The organism is Tessaracoccus pujii (assembly GCF_054483895.1).
Map to the genome: position 1 here is coordinate 2,320,852 of NZ_CM137012.1, position 24,036 is coordinate 2,344,887.

Annotated in this window: 19 protein-coding genes; 9 read left to right on the top strand and 10 right to left on the bottom strand. The window is 68.8% G+C overall.

All coding sequences use genetic code 11. The features are described from left to right. Positions 1–28 precede the first annotated feature (28 nt). Positions 29–1,105 carry a transaldolase family protein gene (locus tag ACX1D0_RS11150; RefSeq protein ID WP_459017949.1) on the top strand — a complete coding sequence of 359 codons (1,077 nt, stop codon included), beginning with the start codon at positions 29–31 and terminating at the stop codon, positions 1,103–1,105. A 257-nt stretch (positions 1,106–1,362) separates the two neighbouring features. Here ACX1D0_RS11150 and ACX1D0_RS11155 read toward each other — a convergent pair whose 3' ends face one another. Next, a complete protein-coding gene (locus ACX1D0_RS11155) occupies positions 1,363–1,791 on the bottom strand; it encodes a hypothetical protein (RefSeq protein ID WP_459017950.1) in 429 nt (142 codons plus the stop codon). 66 nt (positions 1,792–1,857) lie between these two features. Between ACX1D0_RS11155 and ACX1D0_RS11160 the strand changes: the two genes are divergently transcribed. Next, on the top strand, positions 1,858–3,297 hold the full coding sequence (locus ACX1D0_RS11160; protein WP_459017951.1) for an alpha-amylase: 1,440 nt from the start codon (positions 1,858–1,860) through the stop codon (positions 3,295–3,297). Between the two features lie 70 nt (positions 3,298–3,367). On the opposite strand, the gene ACX1D0_RS11165 is transcribed toward ACX1D0_RS11160, so the two are convergent. The 3 genes from ACX1D0_RS11165 to ACX1D0_RS11175 are packed head-to-tail and all read right to left on the bottom strand — an operon-like array spanning position 3,368 to position 6,482. Next, positions 3,368–4,396, bottom strand: coding sequence for a LacI family DNA-binding transcriptional regulator (locus ACX1D0_RS11165; RefSeq protein ID WP_459017952.1), 1,029 nt, complete (start codon positions 4,394–4,396; stop codon positions 3,368–3,370). Between the two features lie 10 nt (positions 4,397–4,406). Continuing rightward, positions 4,407–5,276, bottom strand: coding sequence for a sugar phosphate isomerase/epimerase family protein (locus ACX1D0_RS11170; RefSeq protein ID WP_459017953.1), 870 nt, complete (start codon positions 5,274–5,276; stop codon positions 4,407–4,409). A gap of 3 nt (positions 5,277–5,279) precedes the next feature. Beyond that, positions 5,280–6,482, bottom strand: a complete 1,203-nt coding sequence (locus tag ACX1D0_RS11175) for a Gfo/Idh/MocA family protein (protein ID WP_459017954.1) — start codon at positions 6,480–6,482, stop codon at positions 5,280–5,282. A gap of 161 nt (positions 6,483–6,643) precedes the next feature. Between ACX1D0_RS11175 and ACX1D0_RS11180 the strand changes: the two genes are divergently transcribed. Both ACX1D0_RS11180 and ACX1D0_RS11185 read left to right on the top strand, forming a co-directional pair. Next, entirely contained in the window at positions 6,644–7,408 is a 765-nt protein-coding gene (locus ACX1D0_RS11180; protein WP_459017955.1) for a 3-ketoacyl-ACP reductase, read from the top strand. A gap of 10 nt (positions 7,409–7,418) precedes the next feature. After that, on the top strand, positions 7,419–9,545 hold the full coding sequence (locus ACX1D0_RS11185; protein WP_459017956.1) for an FAD-binding protein: 2,127 nt from the start codon (positions 7,419–7,421) through the stop codon (positions 9,543–9,545). 38 nt (positions 9,546–9,583) lie between these two features. On the opposite strand, the gene ACX1D0_RS11190 is transcribed toward ACX1D0_RS11185, so the two are convergent. Beyond that, positions 9,584–10,492, bottom strand: a complete 909-nt coding sequence (locus tag ACX1D0_RS11190) for a DUF6807 domain-containing protein (protein ID WP_459017957.1) — start codon at positions 10,490–10,492, stop codon at positions 9,584–9,586. Between the two features lie 123 nt (positions 10,493–10,615). On the opposite strand from ACX1D0_RS11190, the gene ACX1D0_RS11195 reads away from it, so the two are divergent. Both ACX1D0_RS11195 and ACX1D0_RS11200 read left to right on the top strand, forming a co-directional pair. After that, the gene (locus tag ACX1D0_RS11195) at positions 10,616–11,242 is read left to right on the top strand and encodes a bifunctional 4-hydroxy-2-oxoglutarate aldolase/2-dehydro-3-deoxy-phosphogluconate aldolase (RefSeq protein ID WP_459017958.1); all 627 of its coding nucleotides are present in this window, start codon (positions 10,616–10,618) and stop codon (positions 11,240–11,242) included. A gap of 1 nt (position 11,243) precedes the next feature. Then, on the top strand, positions 11,244–12,347 hold the full coding sequence (locus ACX1D0_RS11200; protein WP_459017959.1) for a sugar kinase: 1,104 nt from the start codon (positions 11,244–11,246) through the stop codon (positions 12,345–12,347). Between the two features lie 24 nt (positions 12,348–12,371). Here ACX1D0_RS11200 and ACX1D0_RS11205 read toward each other — a convergent pair whose 3' ends face one another. The 5 genes from ACX1D0_RS11205 to ACX1D0_RS11225 form a co-directional block, all read right to left on the bottom strand. Next, the gene (locus tag ACX1D0_RS11205) at positions 12,372–14,039 is read right to left on the bottom strand and encodes a hypothetical protein (protein ID WP_459017960.1); all 1,668 of its coding nucleotides are present in this window, start codon (positions 14,037–14,039) and stop codon (positions 12,372–12,374) included. 2 nt (positions 14,040–14,041) lie between these two features. Next, the gene (locus tag ACX1D0_RS11210) at positions 14,042–14,905 is read right to left on the bottom strand and encodes a carbohydrate ABC transporter permease (protein WP_459017961.1); all 864 of its coding nucleotides are present in this window, start codon (positions 14,903–14,905) and stop codon (positions 14,042–14,044) included. Then, complete coding sequence (locus tag ACX1D0_RS11215; RefSeq protein ID WP_459017962.1) at positions 14,902–15,804, bottom strand: carbohydrate ABC transporter permease; 903 nt, start codon at positions 15,802–15,804, stop codon at positions 14,902–14,904. The genes ACX1D0_RS11210 and ACX1D0_RS11215 overlap by 4 nt, the downstream gene beginning before the upstream one ends. A gap of 19 nt (positions 15,805–15,823) precedes the next feature. Beyond that, positions 15,824–17,095, bottom strand: a complete 1,272-nt coding sequence (locus tag ACX1D0_RS11220; RefSeq protein WP_459017963.1) for an ABC transporter substrate-binding protein — start codon at positions 17,093–17,095, stop codon at positions 15,824–15,826. A 143-nt stretch (positions 17,096–17,238) separates the two neighbouring features. Beyond that, entirely contained in the window at positions 17,239–18,387 is a 1,149-nt protein-coding gene (locus tag ACX1D0_RS11225) for a Gfo/Idh/MocA family protein (RefSeq protein WP_459017964.1), read from the bottom strand. A 419-nt stretch (positions 18,388–18,806) separates the two neighbouring features. Here ACX1D0_RS11225 and folP point away from each other — a divergent pair, with 419 nt between their 5' ends. From folP to scpA, 3 genes are all read left to right on the top strand, one after another. Continuing rightward, positions 18,807–19,694: a dihydropteroate synthase gene (gene folP / locus ACX1D0_RS11230; RefSeq protein ID WP_459017965.1), complete on the top strand. Its 888-nt coding sequence runs from the start codon at positions 18,807–18,809 to the stop codon at positions 19,692–19,694. 110 nt (positions 19,695–19,804) lie between these two features. Next, on the top strand, positions 19,805–21,676 hold the full coding sequence (mutA, locus tag ACX1D0_RS11235) for a methylmalonyl-CoA mutase small subunit (protein WP_459017966.1): 1,872 nt from the start codon (positions 19,805–19,807) through the stop codon (positions 21,674–21,676). Between the two features lie 3 nt (positions 21,677–21,679). Next, positions 21,680–23,860 (top strand): methylmalonyl-CoA mutase, encoded by a 2,181-nt coding sequence (scpA, locus tag ACX1D0_RS11240; protein ID WP_459017967.1) that lies wholly within the window; start codon positions 21,680–21,682, stop codon positions 23,858–23,860. The last annotated feature ends 176 nt before the right edge of the window (positions 23,861–24,036 follow it).

Genomic DNA, 24,036 nt, shown 5'->3' on the forward strand with positions numbered 1-24,036 from the left:
CCGCACCACCGTCAAGAAGGAAATGTCGATGACCATCGAGTACACCGAGGGACCGCTCCTGACCGCGGCCCGGACTACGCCTACCGCCCTGTGGAACGACTCGGCAGACCTCGAGGAGCTGCGCCAGTCCATCTCCTACGGCGGCGTCGGAGCCACCTGCAACCCCGTGATCGGGTACACCACCATCAAGCAGCGCAAGGACATCTGGGGCCCCCGGATCCAGGCCATCGCGGCCGCCCACCCCACGTGGGGCGAGTCTGAGATCGGCTGGCAGGCCATCAAGGACATGTCCATCGAGGCTGCCGAGTTGCTGCTGCCGATCTTCGAGGAGTCGAAGGGGCGCAACGGCCGGCTCTCCGTGCAGACGGATCCCCGCCACCACCGCGACGCCAAGGCCCTCGCCGACCAGGCTGAGGAGTTCCACAACCTGGCGCCCAACATCATCGTGAAGATTCCCGCCACGAAGGTGGGAATCGAGGCCATCGAGGAGGCCACCTACCGCGGCGTCGTCATGAACGTGACCGTGTCGTTCACCGTCGCCCAGGTCGTCCGCTCCGGCGAGGCGATCGAGCGGGGCCTGCAGCGGCGCGTCGCGGAGGGTAAGCCGATCGACCAGATGTGGCCCGTGGTCACGCTCATGGTGGGTCGCCTCGACGACTGGATGAAGGCCGAAGCCGAGCGCACCCAGCTCTTCATCGACCCCGGCCACATGGAGTGGGCCGGCGTCGCGGCCATCAAGAAGGCCTACCAGATCTTCCAGGAGCGCGGCTTCCGGTCGCGCGTCCTGTCGGCCGCGTTCCGCAACGTGCTGCAGTACAGCGAGCTCGTGGGCGGTGACCTGGTGGTTTCCCCGCCGTTCAAGTGGGCCAAGCGGATCAACAACTCCGACTACGTGGCCGAGAGCCGCATCGACGTGCCGGTGGACCCGAAGATCATCGCGTCGCTGCGGCGCATCGAGGACTTCAACCGCGCCTACGAGGAGGACGGCCTGTCCATCGAGGAGTTCGAGACCTTCGGCCCCACCCGCAAGACGCTGCGCCAGTTCCTGGGCGCTGACTGCGATCTCGACGCCCTGGTGCGCGACTTCCTCATCGCCCCCGCCTGATCCTCCCCGCGTCCTGGCCTGACCCCCGGGATCACACCACGCAGGCCCCGGTCCGCTCCTGACGGACCGGGGCCTGCGTGTGCCCGGGGTGGAGTGGGGTCCGCGCTTGGGGCGGGTGGGGGTTTGAGCCGATGGATGGGTTCGCGGAGATGACCACGCTCAGGCTGAGCGGGACCCATCCCGCGAACCCATCCATCGGCTCAAAGCACCCCCCGGGGCTAGCTCCAGGCCGTCGGTGGTGTATCGGGTCGCGGGGGTCAGCTGGCGCGGGGGCCCTCAGGCGGGAGCTGCTTCTGCAGCTGGGCCAGCCGGACGTTGATCTGCTCGAGCAGCTCCGCCGTCTCCGCGTTCAGCGACTTCATGGCCTTACGGCGCACTCCGCCCGTGTTGGCGCCCCACGCCAGCTCGCCCCGCACCCGCAGCGCCTGCGCGTGCCGGCGCCACCCCTGCGGCTCCTTGGCCTCGGGGAACGCCCTCTCGACGGCGTCCGCGGCCGTGTCGATGGCCGCCATCTTGGCGTCGAAGCGGAGCTTCGCGTTGTTCGGGTCGGTGGCCGACTGCAGCTTGCCCACCAGATTGTCCAGGCTCTTGGCGATCTGCGGATTCTCGCGCAGCGCCGACACCAGCGTCACCGTCGTGGCGACCGCGGCGCCCGTGGTCTTGAGGATCATGCCGAGCTTGCTCATGCGGCCAGTCTAGGTTCGACGCCAGAACGGGGCGCCCGATCCCCGCGACCGCCTACGCTGGCCGACATGCGACGACGCGTCCTCACCCCGGTCCTGCTCATCGGCGCCGCCGCCCTCGGCGCCTGCACCGCGACCCCCGAGCCCGCCGTCGAGGCCACCCCCACCGTCGGGGTCCAGCTCTTCCAATGGCCGTGGCGGTCGGTGGCCAAGGAGTGCACAGACGTGCTCGGCCCACACCAATTCGGCTTCGTGCTGCTCTCCCCCGCCCAGGAGCACATCGAGGGCGAGCAGTGGTGGACCTCCTACCAGCCGGTCAGCTACCAGCTCGAGTCCAAGCTGGGCACGCGCGAGGAGTTCGCCGAGATGGTCACCGCGTGCGGGGAGGCCGGCGTGGACGTGATCGCCGACGCCGTGATCAACCACATGGCGGGGATCGACGGGGGCACTGGTGTCGCGGGCACGGACTTCACGCACTACGACTACCCGGGGCTGTACTCGGAGGAGGACTTCCACGACTGCCCCATGACGGTCTCAGGCGACATCGAGAACTACTCGGACCAGCAGCAGGTGCAGGAGTGCGAGCTGGTCAACCTCGCAGACCTGGACACCGGCAGCGAGAAGGTCCGCGACACGATCGCGGCCTACCTCGACGACCTCACCGCCTTAGGCGTGGCAGGCTTCCGGATCGACGCGGCCAAGCACATGTCCACGACCGATGTGGAGGCCATCGTCGGGAGGCTTGACGGCGAGCCGCTGATCATCTCCGAGGTCATCCGCGGGGGCGGCGAGCCGATCCAGCCGGAGGACTACCTCGACGCCGGCGCCGTCTTCGCGTTCCAGGTGGCCAAGGACATCTCCGGCGTGGTGCCCGGCGGCGCTGTCTCGCGCGCCTTGGATATGCGCGACGGGGAGGTCCCGTCGGAGCAGGCGTTCACGTTCGTCACCAACCACGACACCGAGCGCAACGGGCAGACACTCACGCCCAAGGACGGGGACCAGTTCCGGGTGGCCACCGCTCTGCTCCTCGGCATCGACTACGGCACCCCTGTCGTCTATTCCGGCTACTCCTTCTCGGACCGCGACGCCGGGGCGCCGCAGACGGACGGCCGGGTCGACGACGTGGCGTGCGCGGAGCCGTCGGAGGATCCGGAGGATGGCGCGTGGTTGTGCCAGCACCGGGATGTCGCGGGGTTGGCTGAGTGGGTCGCGGTGGTGGGCGACACCCCCGTCGAGAACGTGTGGAAGGAGGGCTACGCGGTGGCCTTCGATCGAGGCGACCGCGGCCTCATCGCGATCAATGACACCAGCACGCCCGTCACGGCTACCCTGACCACGAACCTGCCCGACGGCGCCTACTGCGACGCGGCCGCCTCGCCTTCACCGCCCACCATGGCGGATCGTTGCGAGGACGGCCCGTTCGTGGTGGCCGACGGGGAGGTGACGGTCGACATGCCGCCGATGGACGTGGTCGCGCTCCACGTCAACCTGCGCTCCCCAGCCGCCTGAGAAACAGCAACCCTGTCGGCTGGTTGAGCCGGGGGCACGGACGGAGCCCGCGTCAGGGATTGGGAGGGGGTCAGTCTGCGGCGACCGGCGGGGTGCTGTCGCGGAGGTGGACTTCCAGCGCGAGGGGCGAGGGGACCCAGTCCGGGTCGATCGCCGCCCGGACCGCCTGGTAGCCCACCTCCTCCAGGGGGATGTGGACCGACGTGAGCGGCGGCGTGAGGTCACTGGATGCGGGAATGTCGTCGAAGCCGGCCATGGCGATGTCCGTGCCCAGCTCGCGGCCCTCGTCGCGCAACTCGCGGACCGCGCCCAGCGCCACCGCGTCGCTCAGCGCGAACACCAGCGTCCCGGGTTCCAGCCCGGAGGCCAGCGCCTCGCGCATCGCCTGCGCGCCGCCCTCCCGCGTGAAGGGGGCACGGAACACCTGATCGACGCGCCCTCCCCCGGCGGTGAACCCGTCGGTGAAGCCGGCCTGACGCTGATCCGTCGTCAGCAGCCCGCGCGGCGCGGCCAGCACCACGGCGCGCCGGTAGCCGCGCCCCGCGAGGGCCAGCCCGAGCTGCCGCGCGCCACCCCAGTTGTCGATCAGCACCGAGCGCAGCTCCGCGGCACCGGGGCCGAGAGCGATGACGCGGCCACCCATGCCGTGGATGGCGTCCACCTCCAGCTGCACCGGCTCGAAGGGAACCGCCATGCGCGAGGCCGCCAAGATCACCCCTCGGGGCCGCTGGCCGCGCAGCACGCGTAGCAACGCCGCCTCGCGTTGCGGGTCGCGCCCCGTCGTCGCGATGGTGACCAGGAACCCCGCCTCGTCCGCCCCGCGCGCGACTCCGGCCGCGACCTGGGCGAAGTACGGGTCCGCGATGTCAGCCACCAGCAGCGCGATCAGGGCGGAGGCCCCACTGGCGACGGCCTGGGCGGAGACGTTGACGCTGTAGCCCAGCTTGTCCGCCGCCTCCCGGACGCGCTCGCGGTAGGACTCCGCGACCTTCCGCGTCGATCCGTTCAGGACCCGCGACGCCGTCGCCAGCGAGACGCCGGCCGCCTGCGCGACGTCGACGAGGGTGGCCGTACCGTAGCGGCGCTGCTCTGGCTTCACAGTCATGAGTCTAGGGCTGCAGATGGGGGGCGACCCACCGGCCGAACGAGTCGACCGTGTCGCGTGCCACGACCTCGAAGTCCGTGCCCCAGATGGCAGCGTTGAAGATCTCCACCTCGACGTCGCCGTCGTATCCGGTGGCCTCGACGGCTCTGGTCAGCGTCTCGAAGTCGATGACGCCGGCCCCCGGCTGATGCCGGGACAACAGCACGTCGGCCTCCAGCGGCGCCCGCCAGTCACACACCTGATAGGCGGCGATCCGGCCCTCGCGTCCGGCGCGTTCGATCTGCGGGAGCACCTCGGGGTCCCACCAGATGTGGAAGGTGTCCACCGTCACCCCGGCGACCTGCGGCGACAGCCCGTCGACCAGGTCAAGGGACTGCCCGAGCGTCGAGACGACGGCGCGGTCCGCCGCGTACATCGGATGCAGGGGCTCGACGGCCAGCGTCACTCCGGCAGCCGCAGCGTCGGGAGCGAGTTCCTCGAGCGCCTCACGCACGCGGGCCCGCGCGCCGATGAGGTCCCGCGAGCCCTCGGGTAACCCGCCCGCGACGAGCACGAGGACTGCCCGCGAGCCCGGCGCCCCGGCCGCTGCGAGCGCTGCCGTCTCCTCGATGGCGCGACGGTTGTCGTCCAGGGACGCGCGCCGCTCGGGCCGGGAGACCGCGGTGAAGAAGCCCGCGCGGCAGTACGACGACATCCGCAACCCGGAGTCGGCCAGCATGGAGGCCGCCTCAGCCAGCCCGACGTCGGCCACGGGCTCCCGCCACAGGCCGATGGACTGCATGCCGGACCCGGCGGTAACGGTCAGCGCGTCACGCAGAGTGGCGTGCTTGATGGTGGCCTGGTTGATCGAGAGGCGGGGGTGCGCGGCGGTCACGGATCAGCCCAGCGGCGATTCGTCGAGGACGACCTTGCGACCCTCGCGACCGGAGCGCAGCGCCGCCTCCGCCAACCGCACGCCGCGCGCGCCGGCCAGCAGGTCGAACGGGTACTCGGTGCCCTCCACGTAGCTGGTGAGGAACTCCTCCCACTGCTGGCGGAAGCCATTGGTGAAGATCTCGTTGGTCGGCACCTCGGCCCAGTCCGCGGCGTAGTCGTGCGCGTCGGCCAGGTCGGGGTTCCACACCGGCTTCGGCGTGGCGTTGCGGTGCTGCATCTTCGCACCGAAGAGACCGACGACGGCGGAGCCGTGGGTGCCGTCGACGTGGAACTCGACCAGCTCGTCGCGGTTCACCCGGACGGTCCAGCTGGAGTTGATCTGGGCGACGACGCCGCCCTCCAGCTCGAACACGCCGTAGGCCGCGTCCTCGGCGGTGGCCGTGTAGTGCTCGCCGTGCTCGTCCCAACGGTCGGCGATGTGGATCGACGCCTGGGTGTAGACGCTCTTGACCTCACCGAAGAGGTTCTCCAGCACGTAATTCCAGTGCGGGAACATGTCGACGATGATGCCGCCGCCGTCCTCGGTCCGGTAGTTCCAGCTGGGGCGCTGAGCGGGCTGCCAGTCGCCCTCGAAGACCCAGTACCCGAACTCCCCGCGCACGGAGAGGATACGGCCGAAGAAGCCGGAGTCGATGAGGAGCTTGAGCTTCTGCAGGCCGGGCAGGTACAGCTTGTCATGCACCACCCCGGTCTTCACGCCTGCGGCCACGGCCAGCCTCGCCAGTTCAAAGGCCTCCTCGGCGGTCTCCGCCGTGGGCTTCTCCGTGTAGATGGTCTTCCCGGCGGCGATGGCCTTTCGGAGCGCTGCGCCGCGGGCCTTGGTGACCAGGAAGTCCGAGTAGATCTCCCACCGCGGATCCGCCAGGGCCGCGTCCAGGTCGGTGGTGTAGTCCTCGATGCCGTGCCTGGCTGCGAGCTCGGCGAGCTTGGACTCGCTGCGCCCGACGAGCATGGGCCGGACCGTGACGCGGGAACCGTCCGGCATCTCGATTCCGCCCTGGTCGCGGATGGCAAGGATCGACCGCACCAGGTGCTGCCGGTAGCCCATGCGGCCGGAGACGCCGTTCATGATGATGCCGATCTCGCGCACGGGGGAGGGTCCCTGCACCGTCTCGGCGGGCAGAGGCTTCAAAGTCGTCGTCACTCTCAGTTCCTGTTCTCTATGCGTCTGGACATCATTGGGTAAACGCTTTCCTCCAATCCTGACATGTCGCCGTCCTTACCGCAAGGGGCGACTGGTAGATCACCGCCGCGATTGCGGGAAAACGCTTGCCAAGCTGGCGGATTCCAGGAAGAATGGCGGTCATGAATCGTGTCGCCGTGGTCACGGGAGGCAGCAGGGGCATCGGCCTCGGCATTTCCCAGGCCCTCATCACCCAGGACTTCCGCGTGGCAGTGGTCGCCACCCGTCCCGAACCCGGCGGCCTCATCGACGGGCTCGGCGGGCGGGACAGCGCGGCGTACTTCCAGGGCCGCGTCGACGACCTGGACAGCCACGCGGGCCTGGTCGCCGACATCCTCGCCCACTTCGGACGCATCGACGTGCTGGTCAACAACGCCGGCGTCGCACCGGAGGAGCGCCGCGACCTGCTGGAGGCCACCCCGGACAGCTACGACCGGGTGATGGGGATCAACCTTCGCGGACCCTACTTCCTGACCCAGGCCGTCGCCCGGCAGATGCTGACGCAGTCCTTCGAGGCCGGTGCCCCTGTTCGGGGCACGATCATCAACGTCTCCTCGATCTCCGCCACGACCGTGTCGATCAACCGAGGCGAGTACTGCCTCTCCAAGGCCGGCGTCTCCATGGCCACCCGGCTCTGGGCCGCCCGGCTCGCGCCCGAGGGCATCCCCGTCTACGAGGTCCGTCCCGGCGTCATCGCCACCGACATGACCGCAGGCGTCACCGAACGCTACGACGCCCTGTTCGCCCAGGGCCTCGCGCCGATGCCCCGGTGGGGCAAGCCCTCGGACGTGGGGAGCACCGTCGCCGCTCTCGCCTCCGGCGCCATGCCCTACAGCACCGGAGACGTCATCCACGTCGACGGCGGCATGCACCTCCCCCGACTCTGAAGGACCTGGCGTGACCTCTCCCACTCTGACCCACCTGAGCCTCGGCGCAGAGCGCATACCCGTCATCACCACCACCAGCCTGGTGATCGGCACCGGTTCGGCCGGGTACTGCGCCGCAGAAAGGCTTGCCGGCTTCGGCGCGCCGGACGTGGTGATGGTGGCCGACAAGATCCGCGCCGGAGCGTCGCGCAACGCCGGTTCCGACAAGCAGACCTACTACAAGCTGACCCTGTCCGGCGGTGAAGCGGACTCGGTGCGCTCCATGGCGGAGACGCTGTTCAGCGGCGGGTCCATGGACGGTGACAACGCGCTGGCCGAGGCGGCCCTCAGCGCGCGGTGTTTCTTCCACCTCATCGAGGCCGGGGTCCCGTTTCCGGCCAACCACTCCGGCGAGTTCGTGGGGTACAAGACAGATCACGACCCGCGTCAGCGCGCCACCTCGGTCGGGCCGTTCACGAGCAAGTCGATGGTGGAGTCCCTCGAGTCACGCATCCGCACGCTCGGCATCCCGGTGATCGGGAACTGCCGGCTCATCGATCTGCTGGTCGAGGACGGCGAGATCCGCGGGGCGCTGTTCCTGCGCACCGACGTCGGAGCCACCCGTAATCAGGCCCAGGAGGAGGAGCCGGTCGAGACCAACCGCGGCGAGGTCCCCGCGCCGGAGCCGACCGGCACCCTCGTCCAGCAGCTTGCGAGGGAGACTTCGCGGTTCCTGGTGATCCGCGCCACCAACGTCGTCCAGGCCACCGGTGGTCCGGCCGGCATGTATGCCGACTCGGTCTTCCCCCACGGCCAGTGGGGCGGCGCGGGGGCCGCGCTGCGCAACGGCGCCCGCGGCCACAATCTCACCGAGTGGCAGTTCGGCATGGCGTCGATCAAACCGCGCTGGAACGTGTCCGGGACCTACATGCAGGTTGTGCCCCGGTTCGTGTCCACGGACGCCGGCGGCGGCGACGAGCGCGAGTTCCTCGCCGACGTCATCGCCGACCCGAACCAGCTGGCCAGCCTCGTGTTCCTCAAGGGCTACCAGTGGCCGTTCGACATCCGCAAGGCGCGCGACGGCTCCAGCATCATCGACCTGCTGGTGTACCGCGAGACTGCCACGCGTGGCCGACGGGTCTTCCTCGATTTCCGCAGCAATCCGGCTGGGGAGCTCGACGCGGCCCTCCTCGACGAGCAGGCCCGCGTCTACCTGGAGCGGGCCGGCGCCGCCGACCTGGCGGGCACGACCCCGATCCAGCGGCTCCGCCACATGAACGACCCGTCGTACCGGTTCTACCTGGGCCGCAACCCTGGCGTCGACCTGGAGACCGACATGCTGGAGATCGCGGTGTGCGCCCAGCACAACAACGGAGGCATCGCCGTCGACGACTGGTGGCACTCCTCCGTCATCGACGGGCTGTTCCCTGTAGGCGAGGCAGCCGGCGCCCACGGCGTCTACCGTCCCGGGGGCGCAGCGCTCAACTCCGGCCAGGTCGGCGCGACACGCGCTGCCCAGTACATCGCCGCGCACCGGGCGGATCTCCCCGGCAGCGACGGCTTCGAGGCAGTGGCCATCAGGGCCCTGGAGCGGGCGACGCGGCTGCTGGCCGACGCCGTCGACCGCTTCCGGTCGGGGGCCGAGGACAACACCGGGAGCCTCATCACCGAGGTCACCGAGCTGATGAGCCGCAACGCCGGCCTCGTGCGGTCGCGCGCATCCGTGCTGGCGGCGCTCGAGCAGGTCACGCGGTGGCTGGATGGCTACGAGGGGCTCATGGTGATCGACGAATCCTCGAGGCGCAGCGTGAACCGGCTGTTCCTCATCCACGACATCCTCACGAGCCAATACGTCTACCTCCACGCCATGAGGGACTACCTGGACCACGGCGGCAGGTCGCGCGGCTCCGTGCTCTACACCGACCCCGAGGGTGACCTCCCGTGGCCGGACCAGAACCTCGCCCTGCCTGAGGAGTTCCGGTTCGTCCTCGATGCCGGCGCCCTCGACGGTGTGACCCAGGAGGTGGACTGGTCCGGCGAGGGCGTGCCGGAGTTCACCTGGCGCGACGTGCGTCCCATTCCCAGCGACGACGACTTCTTCGAAAACGTCTGGCGCCACTTCCGCGCCGACCACGGGGTACCCTCACGTCGAGCCTGAAACCTCGGGAGCCCAGAGAGCGGGGCGAAGGGTCTGGCTCACTCGGATGTCGCAGATTCGGAGGTGGGGGTCGGGCCGATGGCCCGGAGTTCAGCGACGAGATCCGCACCCACACCTCCGGCATGGGCGGCCACGTCCGCGGTACCGACGACGAGCGCTGCGGACAGCACGAGCGTCTTGCCCTGCGGCAGCGGTGTCTCCGTGAAGAAGAACGGGGCCGGATTGAGCCCCGCGTACTCCTCGCTGCGGGCGAACCAGGGGTTGGGGTCCTCCGCCGCGTCCAGCATGAGGACACCGGCGGAGCGGTCCGAGGCCGCGAAGGCCAGCCATGGGCCCGGTTCCCCTCGAGCTGCGTCTCCCGCCGGCCCAGACGGCGCCAGGATCTCGCCGCCGGTGAAGGTGGCGGGGCCGCGCCAGAAGATGCCGCAATACCCGGCGTTCTCCCTGCCCTTGGACGTCGGCGAGCCGAAGCCCAGCCCCTCGCCTGAGACGTTCGTCAGCGCGCTGTGCCAGGTCAGCGCCCAGGTGACGTCATCGATGAGACGGGCCGTGAGGCGGCGCTCCTCGGTCAGCACCAGCGAGCCGTCCTGCGCCACCCAGTCCAGCTGTTCGACGAGACGGGCAGGGCCGGCGTCGGTGCTGATCTCGAAGGATCGGTGCACCTGCGCGCCGTTGTTGGGCAGCTGCACGTAGCCACGGCCGTGGACGTAGGTGGGGCCACCCCAGAAGTTGTGGGGCCCCACCACGGGGAGTGCCAGCGAAAGCCCCTTGTGCCAGACATGGTCGGCGGGGCGGTAGGCGGTGACGTCGCCGCCGGCGCGCGTCCGAAGGAGCGCATAGGGACGCGGCGACTCGAGTTGGACCTCCGTCGGTTCATAGACGTATTCGGCGACGGTGACCTCGCCGTCAACCAACAGGAGCCGACCGGGCCCGGTGTCGAACTTCATGGGAACTCCACGATGAGGATGGGGCGGGGCGCCCGCCTCAGCGGGCAGGAACCACACTAGAGGAATCGAAGGGAAAGCGCTATCCTAACGGAGACTTCAACCCACGCAAGCCAAGGAGGGCTCATGCACGTGGCCGACAATCGGATCATCCCGGTGGTGGTGATCAACCAGGCAGACCGCGCGGAGGCGCTCGGCGAGGCCCTGGTGGCGGGAGGCATCCCGATCGCCGAGGTGACGTTCCGCACGGAGGCGGCACCTGAAGCGATCCGACGCATGAGTGTCAACTCCGACCTGCTGGTGGGTGCCGGAACCGTCCTGAGTGTCGCCCAGGTGGACCAGGCCGTCGACGCCGGCGCGCAGTTCATCGTCAGCCCTGGCTTCAGCGCAGCGGTCGTTCAGCGCGCCCAACACCACGGCCTGCCGGTCTTCCCTGGCGCGGTCACACCGTCGGAGATCATGGCCGCGCTCGACCTGGGCCTGACCACCCTCAAGTTCTTCCCTGCCAACATCTACGGCGGACCTGCCGCCATCAAGGCGCTGGGCGCCCCGTTCCAGCAGGTGCGGTTCATTCCCACCGGCGGTGTGTCGGCAGACAACCTCGCCACGTACCTCGCGCTGCCCAACGTCGCTGCGGTCGGCGGCTCCTGGATGGTTCCCGCCAATGTGGTTGACGCCGGCGATATGGACACCATCCGACGTCTCTGCGCCGAGGCCTCAGCCGCGGTTGCCTCGTTCGGAACGGAGGCCTGACATGGCCACCCTCAACCTTCGTCCCGCCGACGAGTGCCGCTACCAGGCGGTCTCCCTGGGTGAGGTGATGCTTCGCCTCGACCCAGGCGACCTGCGCATCCGCACCGCCCGCTCCTTCACGGCCTGGGAGGGCGGCGGCGAGTACAACGTCGTCCGAGGCCTCTCCCGCGTGTTCGGCCTGCCGACGGCTGCGGTCACCGCGCTCGTCGACGACGAGGTGGGCCACCTCGTCGAGGGCTTCATCCTCGCCGGTGGCGTCGACGCCCGATGGATCAGCTGGGCGAAGAGTGACGGCGTCGGCCGCACCATCCGCAACGGACTCAACTTCACCGAACGCGGCTTCGGCGTGCGCGGCGCCAAGGGCGTCTCCGACCGCGGCCACACCGCCATCTCGCAGCTGCGTCCGGACCAGATCGACTTCGACCGCCTCTTCGGCGAGCAGGGCGTGCGCTGGCTCCACACCGGAGGCATCTACGCCGCACTCTCCGAACAGTCCGCCGAGACCGCGCTTGCCGCGGTGAAGGCCGCGAAGAAGCACGGCACCGCCGTCTCCTACGACCTCAACTACCGCCCCAGCCTGTGGCAGACCATCGGCGGCCAGGCCCGCGCCCAGGAGGTCAACCGCGAGCTGGCCGAGTACGTCGATGTGATGATCGGCAACGAGGAGGACTTCACCGCAGCCCTCGGCTTCGAGGTCGAGGGCGTCGACGAGAACCTCGCGGAACTGCCCATCGAGGGCTTCAAGGCCATGATCGAACGGGTCGCGGGGGCCTACCCGAACATGGGCGTCATCGCCACCACCCTGCGCACAGTCCACTCGGCCTCAACCAACGACTGGGGCGCAGTGGCCTGGTCCGCCGACACCGGCCTGGTGCAGGCCACCCACCGCGAAGGCCTGGAGATCCTCGACCGGGTCGGCGGTGGAGACTCTTTCGCCTCCGGTCTGATCTACGGCCTCCTCACCGGCGAGCCGCTCTCCACCTGCGTCGAGTTCGGCGCGGCCCACGGCGCCCTCGCCATGACCACGCCCGGCGACACCTCGATGGTGACCGCAGCCGAGGTCCTCAAGCTCGCGGGCGGCGGCAACGCCCGCGTAGATCGATAGGGGCGGGTCTGGTTTGGAGTGTTCTCAGCTCACCCGGCGGATGCGCAACTCCAGTGGCCCATCCGAGCGCCAGGCGACCGCCAGCCTCGGTCCCGTGACGGCGTCGGAGCCGCCTGAGTAGCGCACGGCCTCACCTGGCTCGTAGAACGCTGCAGCGCTCAGGCAATCCGACGCTGGCTCGACAGACCACGCCACGCCGTCGTGGGTGCGCACCTCCACGGGGCCCAGCGCAGTCCAGAGCCCTGGGTCGACGGTGGCGGTCGCGCCCGTCAACGCCTCGGAGCCAGGCCCGAGGGCGAGTTCCAGGCTCAGCGGAACCGCTGGCCCGACGCATGCCACCGCCACCCGTAGCCCGTCGGGGATCCGCTCGACGGTGACCGTTGTGGCGAGCTGCACCGCGTCCACGTCCCGGCGGGAGAAGGACATGCTGGCCGCGAAGCGTCCGTCGAACTCGAGCTCGTAGCTCCCGTCGCCCCTGTGGTCGGCCACGCCGAGGGGCTGGTAGTAACCCGCGGAGACGGTCTCGTTGAGCGTCACGCGATCGCCGTGTCGCTCCAGCGTGTCGGCGCGGAACGGGCTCAGACCGAAGAAGGCCCGCGACAGCCTCATCCCCGCGATGTGGAGCCCTCCGCGCCGGTAGGAGGCAAACGTAGGCTCGTGGTTGACGCCCGAGCAGACCCGGCCTACGGCCGCCACGTCCGAGGCTGCGCGCACGACGAGCTCCTCATCCTTACCCACGTACAGGGCCAGCTCGCTGGCCGTGAAAGTGTGCCAGCCCTCTGGGCGAACGATCTGCGGCGGGGGCGTCGTCGCCTGGACGAGCGAGCCGTCGAGGAGCCCGGCCGCGATCTCCACCGGGTCTCCCCCGCCAGATACCGCGCACCGCTGCGCCATCGATGCGCAGAGTCCGCAACAGAAGGCGCCGGCGGTGGTGAGATAGCCGAACTCGAAGGGGGCGACGCTGAACGCCCTTCCCTGGTCCTGGCGGCGCGACTGGAGGGTGAGCACAGACCCGCCGTCGGCCGTGAGGAGGGCCTGCGCGTGCAGGTTGCGGTGCACCACGTCCAGAAGGTCCGGCCGATTCAGCAGGGAGGCGAGGACCGTGAGGCTCGGATTGCTCACGTAGGCGGCGTAGTTCGGGCTTCGTTCCGAATAGAGGCCGTCCTCCTGGATGTCGATGCCCTCGGCCAGCCACTGCTCGGCGCGCGCGGTGAGCGCGGGATCGCCGAGGACCGCTCCGGATCGTGCGAGCGCCGAGGCGATCTCCCAGCGGTGGTTGGGGGTGTGCACACCTCCGGACCGCAGTGCCTCGGCGACCGAGGCGACGATGCGGCCCAGCCGGCGACTCACCTCGTCCCACGGTTCACCCGAGGCGTCCACCGCGCGCAACACCAGCGCGAGGCGGGTGAGGCCGTTGATGCTGAAGCTCGTATCCGGCGGGGAGAGAACGTTGTCCCCGACAACGAACAGCCCGGTTCCCTCGTCCTGCTGGCGCGCCAGCGAGTCGAGCGCACTCAGCGCGACGCCGGTGGCCGCGTCGTCGACGCACCCTTCCAGCAGCATCCAGTAGGTGGCCGCCTCAGCCAGGTGTTGGAGGCGGCGGTGCGGCTGCTCGGCGTCGGTGCGAACCTCCGGCCCGCTCCAGGTCTCGAAGAGAGATCCGACGATCCGCCTCCTCAGCCCACCCACCATGATCAGCCCTTCAGCCCGCTGTTGAGATCGGCGTTGAGGATGTATTTCTGGAAGAGGATGAACACGAACCCCATCGGGATGATCGAGATGACCGAGGCCGACAGCAGCACGGACCAGTCGATGTTCTCCGCTCCGACGATTGAGCGCAGGGCAACCTGAAGGGTGTACAGGTTCGGGTTGTTGAGCACGAGCAGCGGCCAGATGAAGTCGTTCCAGCGCCAGTGGAAGGAGAAGATCGCCAGCGTGAACGCGATGGGCTTGGCGAGCGGCAGCATCATGGACCAGAAGATCCGCATCTCGCTGGCGCCGTCGATGCGGGCGGCCTCGAGCAGCTCGTCGGGGACGCTGCGGTAGTACTGGCGGAACATGAAGATGCCTGTAGCGGTGATGATCGACGGGATGATGACACCGGGGAGCTGGTTGTAGAGGCCGAGGTCGCGGATGACGATGAACGTCGACGGCATGATGACCTCGGTGGGCAGCATCGTGGTGGCGAGGATGCAGATGAAGAACACCTTGAGCCACTTGTTCTTGTACTTGGCGAAAGCGAAGCCAGTCATGGCGCTCACGATGACGGTCAGCACCGTCGTGACGATCGCGACGACGGCCGTGTTGCGGAAGTAGAGCGCGAAGTCGTAGCGCGACCAGGCCGTCTCGTAGCCGGCCACGGACCAGTTCTCGGGGAGGGCGGTCAGCGGGTAGCGGAAGAGCTCACCGGCCGGCTTGAAGGAGCTGAGAAGGAACCAGGCCAACGGAACGATGAACAGCAGCGCCATGCCCCACAGGACGGCGGTCTGCAGCGCCGAAGGCACCCAGTATCCGGGCTCGCGGTGACGTCGACGTCGGGGCGTGGAGGTCTTGCTCATTCGTACTCAGCTCCCTTGTCGAACTGCATCTGGATGCCGGCGATGACCAACAGCAGCAGCATGAGGATGACCGACGCCGCGCTCGCGTAGCCGATCTTGGCCCGCTCAAAGCCGGTCGAGTAGATGTACTGCACCATCAGGTTGTTCTGCGTGCCCGGCCCGCCGCCGTTGAGCGCCTGGATCAGTGCGAATTCCTTCATGGCGCCGATGGTGCTGAGAAGAACCACCATGAAGGAGGTGGGCTTGAGCAGGGGAAGGGTGATCTTCCAGAACTGCTGCCAGGTGGATGCGCCGTCGATGCTGGCCGCCTCGTAGTAGGACTGCGGGATGTTCTTCAGCGCGGCGGCGAAGAGCAGCATGGAGAAGGCCATGCCGCCCCAGATGCCGGCCAGGACCACCACGGACAGCGACAGGTTCGCATTGGACTGCCACGAGATCGGGGCGATGCCGACGAGGCTCAGAAGGTAGTTGACGAGTCCGAAGCTCTCACCGAAGAGCCAGCGCCAGATGACACCGGCGACGATCGGCGAGACCAGCCACGGAAGGAAGAAGATGACGCGGGCCACGCCGGCCCCCTTCGTCCGCGGGCTGGTGATCAGCCACGCGGACAGAAGGGAGACGACGAAGCCCAGCGGCACCACGACGACCGCGTAGGTCAGCGTCCTGAACAGCGCGCTGTAGAAGTCCTCGTCCTGGAAGAGCTCGACGAAGTTCTCAAGTCCGATCCACTCAGCCGAGCCGATACCGCGGTAGTCGGTGAAGGCGTAGTAGATGCCGAGGCCTCCCGGCATGACGAAGAACAGCACGAACAGGACCATCGTGATGATGGTGAAGGACAGGGGGGCCAACAGCGGGATGCGGTTACCCCGCCGCTTTCGGCTTTCTACATGCGTGCTCATAGACGTTCTCCTCGGTCGATCAGCTCAGGGCGCTGGTCATCTGCTCGGAGATGTTGGCCATGGCCTCATCGATGGTGACCTCGTCGTTCAGGTACTTGACCGTCTCGTCGCGCATGGGATCACCCTCGGTGACCTTGCCCTGCACCGCGTTCTTGATGTCGTTGGCCAAGGCGATGCCGACCGCATCGGGCGAGACCGAGATTTCCTCGATGTAGATGTCGAACGCCTCCTGGTTGCCGGTGTAGGTGGGCTCGATGCCCTCCGATGCCGGAAGCATCGAGGAGTACTCCATCAGCCGGGTGTAGTGCTCCGGGGTGTAGAGCCAGTCGACGAAAGCGAGCGCCTCGTCGGTCTGGCCCGTCTCCTCGAAGACCACCATGTCCGCCGCGTTACCGAACATCGTGGCGCGAACAGGCTGGGCGGGCATGCGGACCGAGACCCACTCGAAGTCCGTGATCTCGGCGTCGAAGGACGCGATCTGCCACGAGCCGGAGTAGTACGAGGCGACCTGGCCGGACTTGAACAGCGCGGCGGGGTCGTCGGCGCTCAGCCACACCGAACGGGGCATGAAGGAGTCGTCGTTGAGGGTCTTGAAGTACTCGATAGCCGGCTGAGTGGCGTCGTTGGTCTCGTAGACTCCCTCGTCGTTCGGGAGCCAGAGCTCGGAGCCGAACTGGAAGAGGAAGGACTTCAGACGGTGCGAGGAGCGGTCCATGACCATGCCGTACTTCGCGCCGGTGGCCTGCTGGACGCGCTCGGTGGCCGCCACGTACTCGTCCCAGGTCCAGACGTCGTCACCGGAGGTCGGCCAGGTCTCCCCTGCCTCGTCCCACAGCGTCTTGTTCAGGTAGAGCCCGACGGCGGTCAGGTCGCTGGGCAGCGAGAGAGCCTCGCCGTCCTCGGTGACCTTGGCGAGATCCATCATCACGTCGTTCTTCTCACCGATGTCGGAGAGGTCGGCGAGCTGATCGATCCACGTGGGGTCCACCGATGGCATGCGGGCGAGGGCCGGCAGATCATTGGCCAGCGCCGCGTTCTTGACCTTGACGGCGAGGTCGTCATAAGCGAGATCGACGACCTCGATCTCGACGCCGGTCTCCTCGGTGTACTCCGCCGCGAGCTTGGCGTAGCCGCCGCCCTGGGAGGTGTCGCCCGAGAGGTAGAACTGCAATGGCTCACCGCTGGGGGCCTCGGCCCCGTCTGTGGTGGCGGGGTTGCTGCCACCGGCGCATGCCGCCAGGGGCAGCAGCAGCGCCATAGCGATGCCTGAGGTAAAGCGCTTCTTGAGCACTGGTACTCCTTTCGATGGTCACACGCCTTCTTTGGCCTGCGTCCCGTAACGACACCGCAGCGTGCGTGCGATCGGGTGCCCCCAGGCTAGCAAGCGCTTTCCCGCATGTCACGCTTTTTGTGTGAACAATCTTTCACTCCTTGTCAGGGGGTCCAGCGGGTGGGGGACGACGCGGCCCACGGGGCCCCGACCGCAGACCACGAGCGTCCTTGACGCACCACGGACGACACTGAATCGGCTATCGCGTGCATCACCGGGACACGGGACTCCCCGTCGCCGATCCACGTGACGTGCGCCTGATCCACGGGCGTCGGCTCGGGCGCCGTCTGGCTGGCCTCGAGGACACACATGAACGCGCCGATGTCCACAAGGGGGGCAAGGAGCGGTGTGCCGTGTTCGCGATGGTCCAGGAGGTTGGCCAACAGGCCCTGCCGCGACACCCGCTCCGTGCGCTCGGGCTCGCCCGTCAGGCGCCAGTCCACCTCGTCGTCGCTGTAGCGGAAGATCACGGAACCGCGATCCCCCATCACCGCGACACTCGGCGAGGGTTCCGATCCCCCGGTGTCCGCGCAGAGTGTCAGCGCCGCCTGGACGGGGACCCCGACTGTGGTGCCCACCTCCACCCAGGCTGTGTCGTCGGTCTCGATGTCGTGCGCCCGGTAGAGCTCGGTGTCCACCCATCGCACCTGGTCAGCGCGTTGCGCGCCCGCGACCGCCAGGGCTGCGGCGACGGCGTGTGCCAGCGGATTGGCGACCACGCCGTCGGCCACCCGCTGGCCGTCGAACACGCGATGACCGGCCCAGGAACTGCGGTTGTAGTATCCCGCGCTGCGGCTCCACTCCCCCCAGGCGACCACCCGGGCGTGGTCCCCGACCAGCCCGTCGGCGAGCGCGACCTGCAGCACATCGACCCCGTCGGAGCCCAGTGCCTGGAAGCCCACCTGGACGGCTCGGCCGGTGCCTTTGGCCACACTGAGCAGGGCATCGAACTCCGCCAGCGACGCCGTCGGCGGCTTCTCGAGCAGCACGTCGGCCCCGTGCTCGAGGGCGAATGCGCCGAGCGCGCCGTGGGTGCCGATGGGGGTGGCGATGCTGACCACGTCGGCCGGATGCGCGGCAAGCGCTTGCTCGAGGGTGTCGTAGACCGGCACAGCATCGAACCCTCCGGGCCGTGGATCGACGGCCGCCACAAGGACGGCCCGCCCGGCGGCCTCCATCTCGGCGATGGCCTCGAGGTGGAGCCGGCCGTACCCGTTGACGCCGACTTGGATGATTCGCGCGGGGATGCTCACGCGGCAATCCTGTCACCTAGGCGCCGGCACAGCCCAACCTTCCGTCAAAACCGGGGTGGCCGCCGACGCGTCGCACCCGACGCGCGGGTCGGAAACGTCGTCGAGCCGGACACGCGGGTCCAGGATGGTCCTTGAGCCGGACACGGCTGTCGGAGGACTCCTTTGAGCCTGATTCGAGTCTCGTGGCCCGGACCGTTTGCTTTGAACGTTCAAGTCGTCCACCAGACCCAGATCCGGCTCAACACACTCTCGCGGGAGCCGTGTCTGGCTCGTCACAGGCTTTAACGATCCAACCCACCCAGATCGTCGCTGAGTGCCGTGTCCGGCTCAACACCCTCCCCCGAAAGCCGTGTCCGGCTCAACGCACTCCCAGCCGCCGGCCCGACAAGGCCGCCGCGACGCCCACCTAGACTCTCGGAGTGACCCGTCCTCAGCCCGCCCCGCTCGTCCTGCGTGGACTCCGCTTCGACGCCTCCCACCCCGCCGTCATGGGCATCATCAACCGCACTCCGGACTCCTTCTACGCCACCGCCCGCTACCTCGACGACGACGCCGCTCTCGCCCGCGCCGTGCAGATGGTGGACCAGGGCGTGGACCTCATCGACGTCGGCGGCGTGCGCGCAGGACAGGAGGGCGAGTGGATCGACGAGGCCACTGAGATCGCGCGCGTCCGCCCGTTCGTCCTCGCGCTCCGCGAGCGCTTTCCAGAGCTTCCGATCAGCCTCGACACCTGGCGGGCCGAGGTCGCCGCAGCCTGTGAGGGCGCCGTCGACCTCGTCAACGACACCTGGGCCGGCTCCGATCCGGACCTCGTCCACGTGGCGGCACGGCTCGGGGCAGGGTACGTCGTCTCGCACACCGGAGGCCTCCCGCCCCGCACCGACCCCGTCGGCATCGACTACGGACCTGGAGACGCCGTCGTTGACAACGTGTTGCGCGTCCTCGACGGCGGCGCCCGGCGCGCGCTCGACGCGGGCGTGCGAGCAGACGGCGTCCTCGTCGATCCCACCCTGGATTTCGGCAAGACCACCGCCAACTCGCTGGCCCTGGTGGCCGCGACGGACCGCGTCGTCGCCCTCGGGTTCCCGGTCCTGCAGGCCATCAGCCGCAAGGACTTCGTCGGTGAGACCCTCGACCTGCCCGCTGACGAGCGCCTGGAGGGCAGCCTCGCCGCGACCGCCGTCGCAGCCTGGCTCGGCGCCACGGTCTTCCGCGCCCACGACGTCCGCGCCACGCGGCGAACGCTGGACATGGTGGCCTCGATCCGCGGTGACCGTTCACCGGCGCGCGCCGATCGCGGCCGATAAGAATATCACCCGCTGTTCGGTCTGACCTATTGCCGCCCCGCCGTATGGGGGTAATGGCGCTGGTTTAGTGTGGGGGTTGGGTGCACACCCCTGAGACAAGACGGAGAGCGATGAGCGATCAAGCCACGAGTGCGGCCGACATCAGCCTGGCTGCAGACTTTGACACTCCCTCCCAGGCGGACTGGGAGAAGGAGGTCCTGAAGGTCCTGAACCGAAAGCGGCCAGAGGGCAAGGAGCTCAGTATCGAGCAGGCGTACAAGCGCCTGACGAGCTCCACCGTCGACGGCCTAACCATCAAGCCTCTGTACGTGAAGAGCGACGGCGTCGAGGAGCTCGGCTACCCCGGCGTGGCTCCCTTCGTCCGCGGCACCACGGTGCGCGATGGCGAGATGGACGCCTGGCACGTGGCGCAGCTGCAGGAGGACCCCGACGCGGCAGAGACCCGCCGCGCCATCCTGACAGACCTCGAGCGGGGCGGCACGGCCGTCTACCTGCGCGTCGACCCCGGCGCCGTAGCCGTGGCCGATGTCCCGGCGGTGCTCGCCGACGTCATGTTGGACCTCGCGCCCGTCTATCTCACGTCGAAGGCGCAGCAGCTCGACGCGGCCAAGGCCCTCGTCGACGTGCTCGCGGCCTCCGGTCAGGACGCCGCGACACTCGCCGGCAATCTCGGCGTCGATCCCATCGGGGCGGCCGCCCTGGCCGGCACCGACGCCGATCTGAGCGTCCTGGCCACCGCCGTCGAACTGGCCAAGCCGTTCCCCGGCGTCCGACCCATTGTGGTGGATGCCACCATCTACCACAACGCAGGCGCCGGCGACGTGCACGAGCTGGCCTACGCGGTCGCGGTGGGCGTCGAATACGTCCGGGCGCTGACCGAGGCGGGCCTCAGCGCGGACGAGGCGTTCGACGCCGTCATGTTCCGCGTCTCAGCCACCACGGATCAGTTCGCCACCATCGCACGCCTCCGGGCGCTGCGCGGCCTGTGGTCGCGCGTCGGCGAGGTGCTCGGCGTCACCGAGGCCAAGCGTGGTGCGGTGCAGCACGCGGTCACCTCCGAGCGGCAGGTCTCACGCGACGACGCCTACGTCAACGTGTTGCGCGGCACCATCTCCTGCTTCGCCGCCTCGGCTGGTGGCGCTGAGGTGCAGACCGTACTGCCGTTCGACGCGGCCTCTGGCCTCCCGACGGATCTCTCCCGCCGCCTGGCACGCAACACCCAGGTGGTGCTGGCCGAGGAGTCCAACGTCGGACGGGTCAACGACCCCGCCGGCGGCTCCTGGTTCGTCGAGTCGCTCACCCAGCAGCTGTCCGAGAAGGCCTGGGCAGTGTTCCAGAGCCTCGACGCTGAGGGCTTCGCCGCCGCGTTGGCCGACGGCACCGTCAAGGCCCAGCTCGACGAGGTGGTCGCCGCTCGCGCTGCCCAGCTCGCCACCCGCAAGATCCCGCTGACCGGCGTGTCGATGTTCCCCAACCACGAGGAGGCCGCGCTGGAGCGCAAGGCCCGCCCCGCGGCCCCGGAGCTCGGCGGCCTGAAGATGATGCGCGATTCGCAGGTCTTCGAGGACCTCCGCGACCGCTCGGCCGCAGCCCGCGAGGCCGGCAACGCCCCGGTGGTGCTGCTCGCCTGCCTGGGCGCCCGCCGTGACTTCGGCGGCCGCGAGGGCTTCACCGCCAATCTGCTGCACGTCGGCGGATTGGACACGCTGGTCGCTGAGGGCGAGACACCCGAGGACTTCGCTCGCCAGCTCACCGAGTCGGGCGCGAGGATCGCGGTGTTGTGCTCCAGCGCGAAGGTCTACGCCCACCAGGGCGTCGCCGTCGCCGAGGCGCTGCGCGCCGCAGGAGCAGAGACGGTGCTGGTCGCCGGCCAGATCAAGGAGCTGGGCGAGGGCGCCGAGGGCGCCGTCGACGGCAATGTGTTCGACGGCATGAACGTGGTGGAGTTGCTGACCGCCACCCTGAACAAGATGGGAGCCTGAGCAATGACGATCCCTCGTTTCAATGACGTGGAGCTGACGGAGTCGGTCCCGGCCGACGCCGCCACCAAGTTCGAGGCCCTCACCGCGGCCACCGGGCATTCCGCCGGGTGGCAGACGCCCGAGCGCATCCTCGTGCCGCCGCTGTACGGCGATTCGGACCTGGCCGGCCTCGACTTCCTCGAGACCGCGCCCGGCATCCCGCCGTTCCTCCGCGGCCCCTACGCCACGATGTACGTCAACCAGCCGTGGACGGTCCGCCAGTACGCGGGCTTCTCCACCGCCGAGGAGTCCAACGCGTTCTACCGCCGCAACCTGGCCGCCGGCCAGAAGGGCCTGTCGATCGCGTTCGACCTCGCCACCCACCGCGGTTACGACTCCGACCACCCACGGGTGTCCGGTGACGTGGGCATGGCGGGCGTCGCCGTCGACTCCATCCTGGACATGCGTCAGCTGTTCGACAAGATCCCGCTGGACCAGATGTCGGTGTCGATGACGATGAACGGCGCGGTACTTCCCGTGCTGGCGCTCTACGTCGTCGCGGCCGAGGAACAGGGCGTCAGGCCCGAGCAGCTGGCCGGAACCATTCAGAATGACATTCTGAAGGAGTTCATGGTCCGCAACACCTACATCTACCCGCCTACCCCGTCGATGCGGATCATCGCCGACATCTTCGCCTTCACCAGCGCGCACATGCCGAAGTTCAACTCCATCTCCATCTCCGGCTACCACATGCAGGAGGCCGGAGCGACGGCGGACATCGAGATGGCCTACACGCTGGCTGACGGTGTGGAGTACATCCGCGCCGGCGAGTCGGTGGGCCTCAACGTGGACCAGTTCGCCCCCCGCCTGAGCTTCTTCTGGGCCGTCGGGATGAACTTCTACATGGAGGTCGCGAAGATGCGCGCCGCGCGCATCCTGTGGGCCAAGCTGGTACGTCAGTTCGGGCCGAAGAACCCGAAGTCGATGAGTCTGCGTACGCACTCGCAGACCTCCGGCTGGTCGCTGACAGCGCAGGACGTGTACAACAACGTCGTACGCACCTGCGTCGAGGCCATGGGCGCCACCCAGGGCCACACCCAGTCGCTGCACACCAATGCCCTCGACGAGGCCATCGCGCTGCCGACGGACTTCTCCGCCCGCATCGCCCGCAACACCCAGCTGTTCCTGCAGCAGGAGTCGGGCACCACGCGCACTGTGGACCCGTGGGCCGGCTCGGCGTATGTGGAGAAGCTCACCGAGCAACTCGCCCGCAAGGCATGGGAGCGGATCCAGGAGGTGGAACAGGCCGGCGGTATGGCCAAGGCCATCGAGCAGGGCATCCCGAAGATGCGCATCGAGGAGGCCGCGGCCCGCACCCAGGCCCGCATCGACTCCGGCCGCCAGCCCGTCATCGGCGTCAACAAGTACAAGCTGGACACCGAGGATGCGCTTGAGGTGCTGAAGGTGGACAACAAGACGGTCCGCGCGTCCCAGATCGCCAAGCTGGAGCGCCTGCGCGCCGAGCGGGACGAGGCCGTGACCCAGCAGATGCTGGAGCGCCTCACCTGGGTGGCCGCGAACCCGGATTCCACCGATCCCGACCGCAACCTGCTCAAGGTGGCCATCGACGCGGCCCGCGCGAAGGCCTCCCTCGGGGAGATCTCCGACGCGTTGGAGAAGGTTTACGGCCGCTACACCGCTCAGATCCGTACGATCTCAGGTGTGTACAACAGCGAATCCGGCTCGAGTGACGACGTCGACGAGGCCCGCAGGCTCGTCGAGGAGTTCGAGAAGAAGGAGGGGCGCCGTCCGCGCATCCTGATCGCGAAGATGGGCCAGGACGGCCACGACCGTGGCCAGAAGGTCATCGCCACCGCCTACGCCGATCTCGGCATGGACGTCGACGTCGGCCCGCTGTTCCAGACGCCGGAAGAGGTGGCCCGCCAGGCCGTCGAGTCGGACGTCCACGTGGTGGGGGTCTCCTCCCTGGCCGCCGGTCACCTCACCCTGGTGCCCGCGCTGCGTCAGGAGCTGGACAAGCTGGGCCGCGAGGATCTGATGATCGTCGTGGGTGGCGTGATTCCGGCCCAGGACTTCGACGAGCTCCGCGAGCACGGCGCCGACGCGATCTACCCGCCCGGCACCATCATCCCGGCGGCTGCGATCGATCTGCTGACGAAGCTGAACGAGCGCCTGGCCGACTGAGGTCAGCATCGACAGTGGCCCGCCCCCCAGGGGGCGGGCCACTGTCGTCTCTTGATCTTTGGCGCGGCGCTCGAGCGGGGGCCGCTGCCCTTTTGCGGTGAATGTCCCTCCAGTCGGGTTCTGGATGCCCTCGCGAGTCCGCAAGACGGCCTGGAGGAACATAAGCCGCAGAGGAC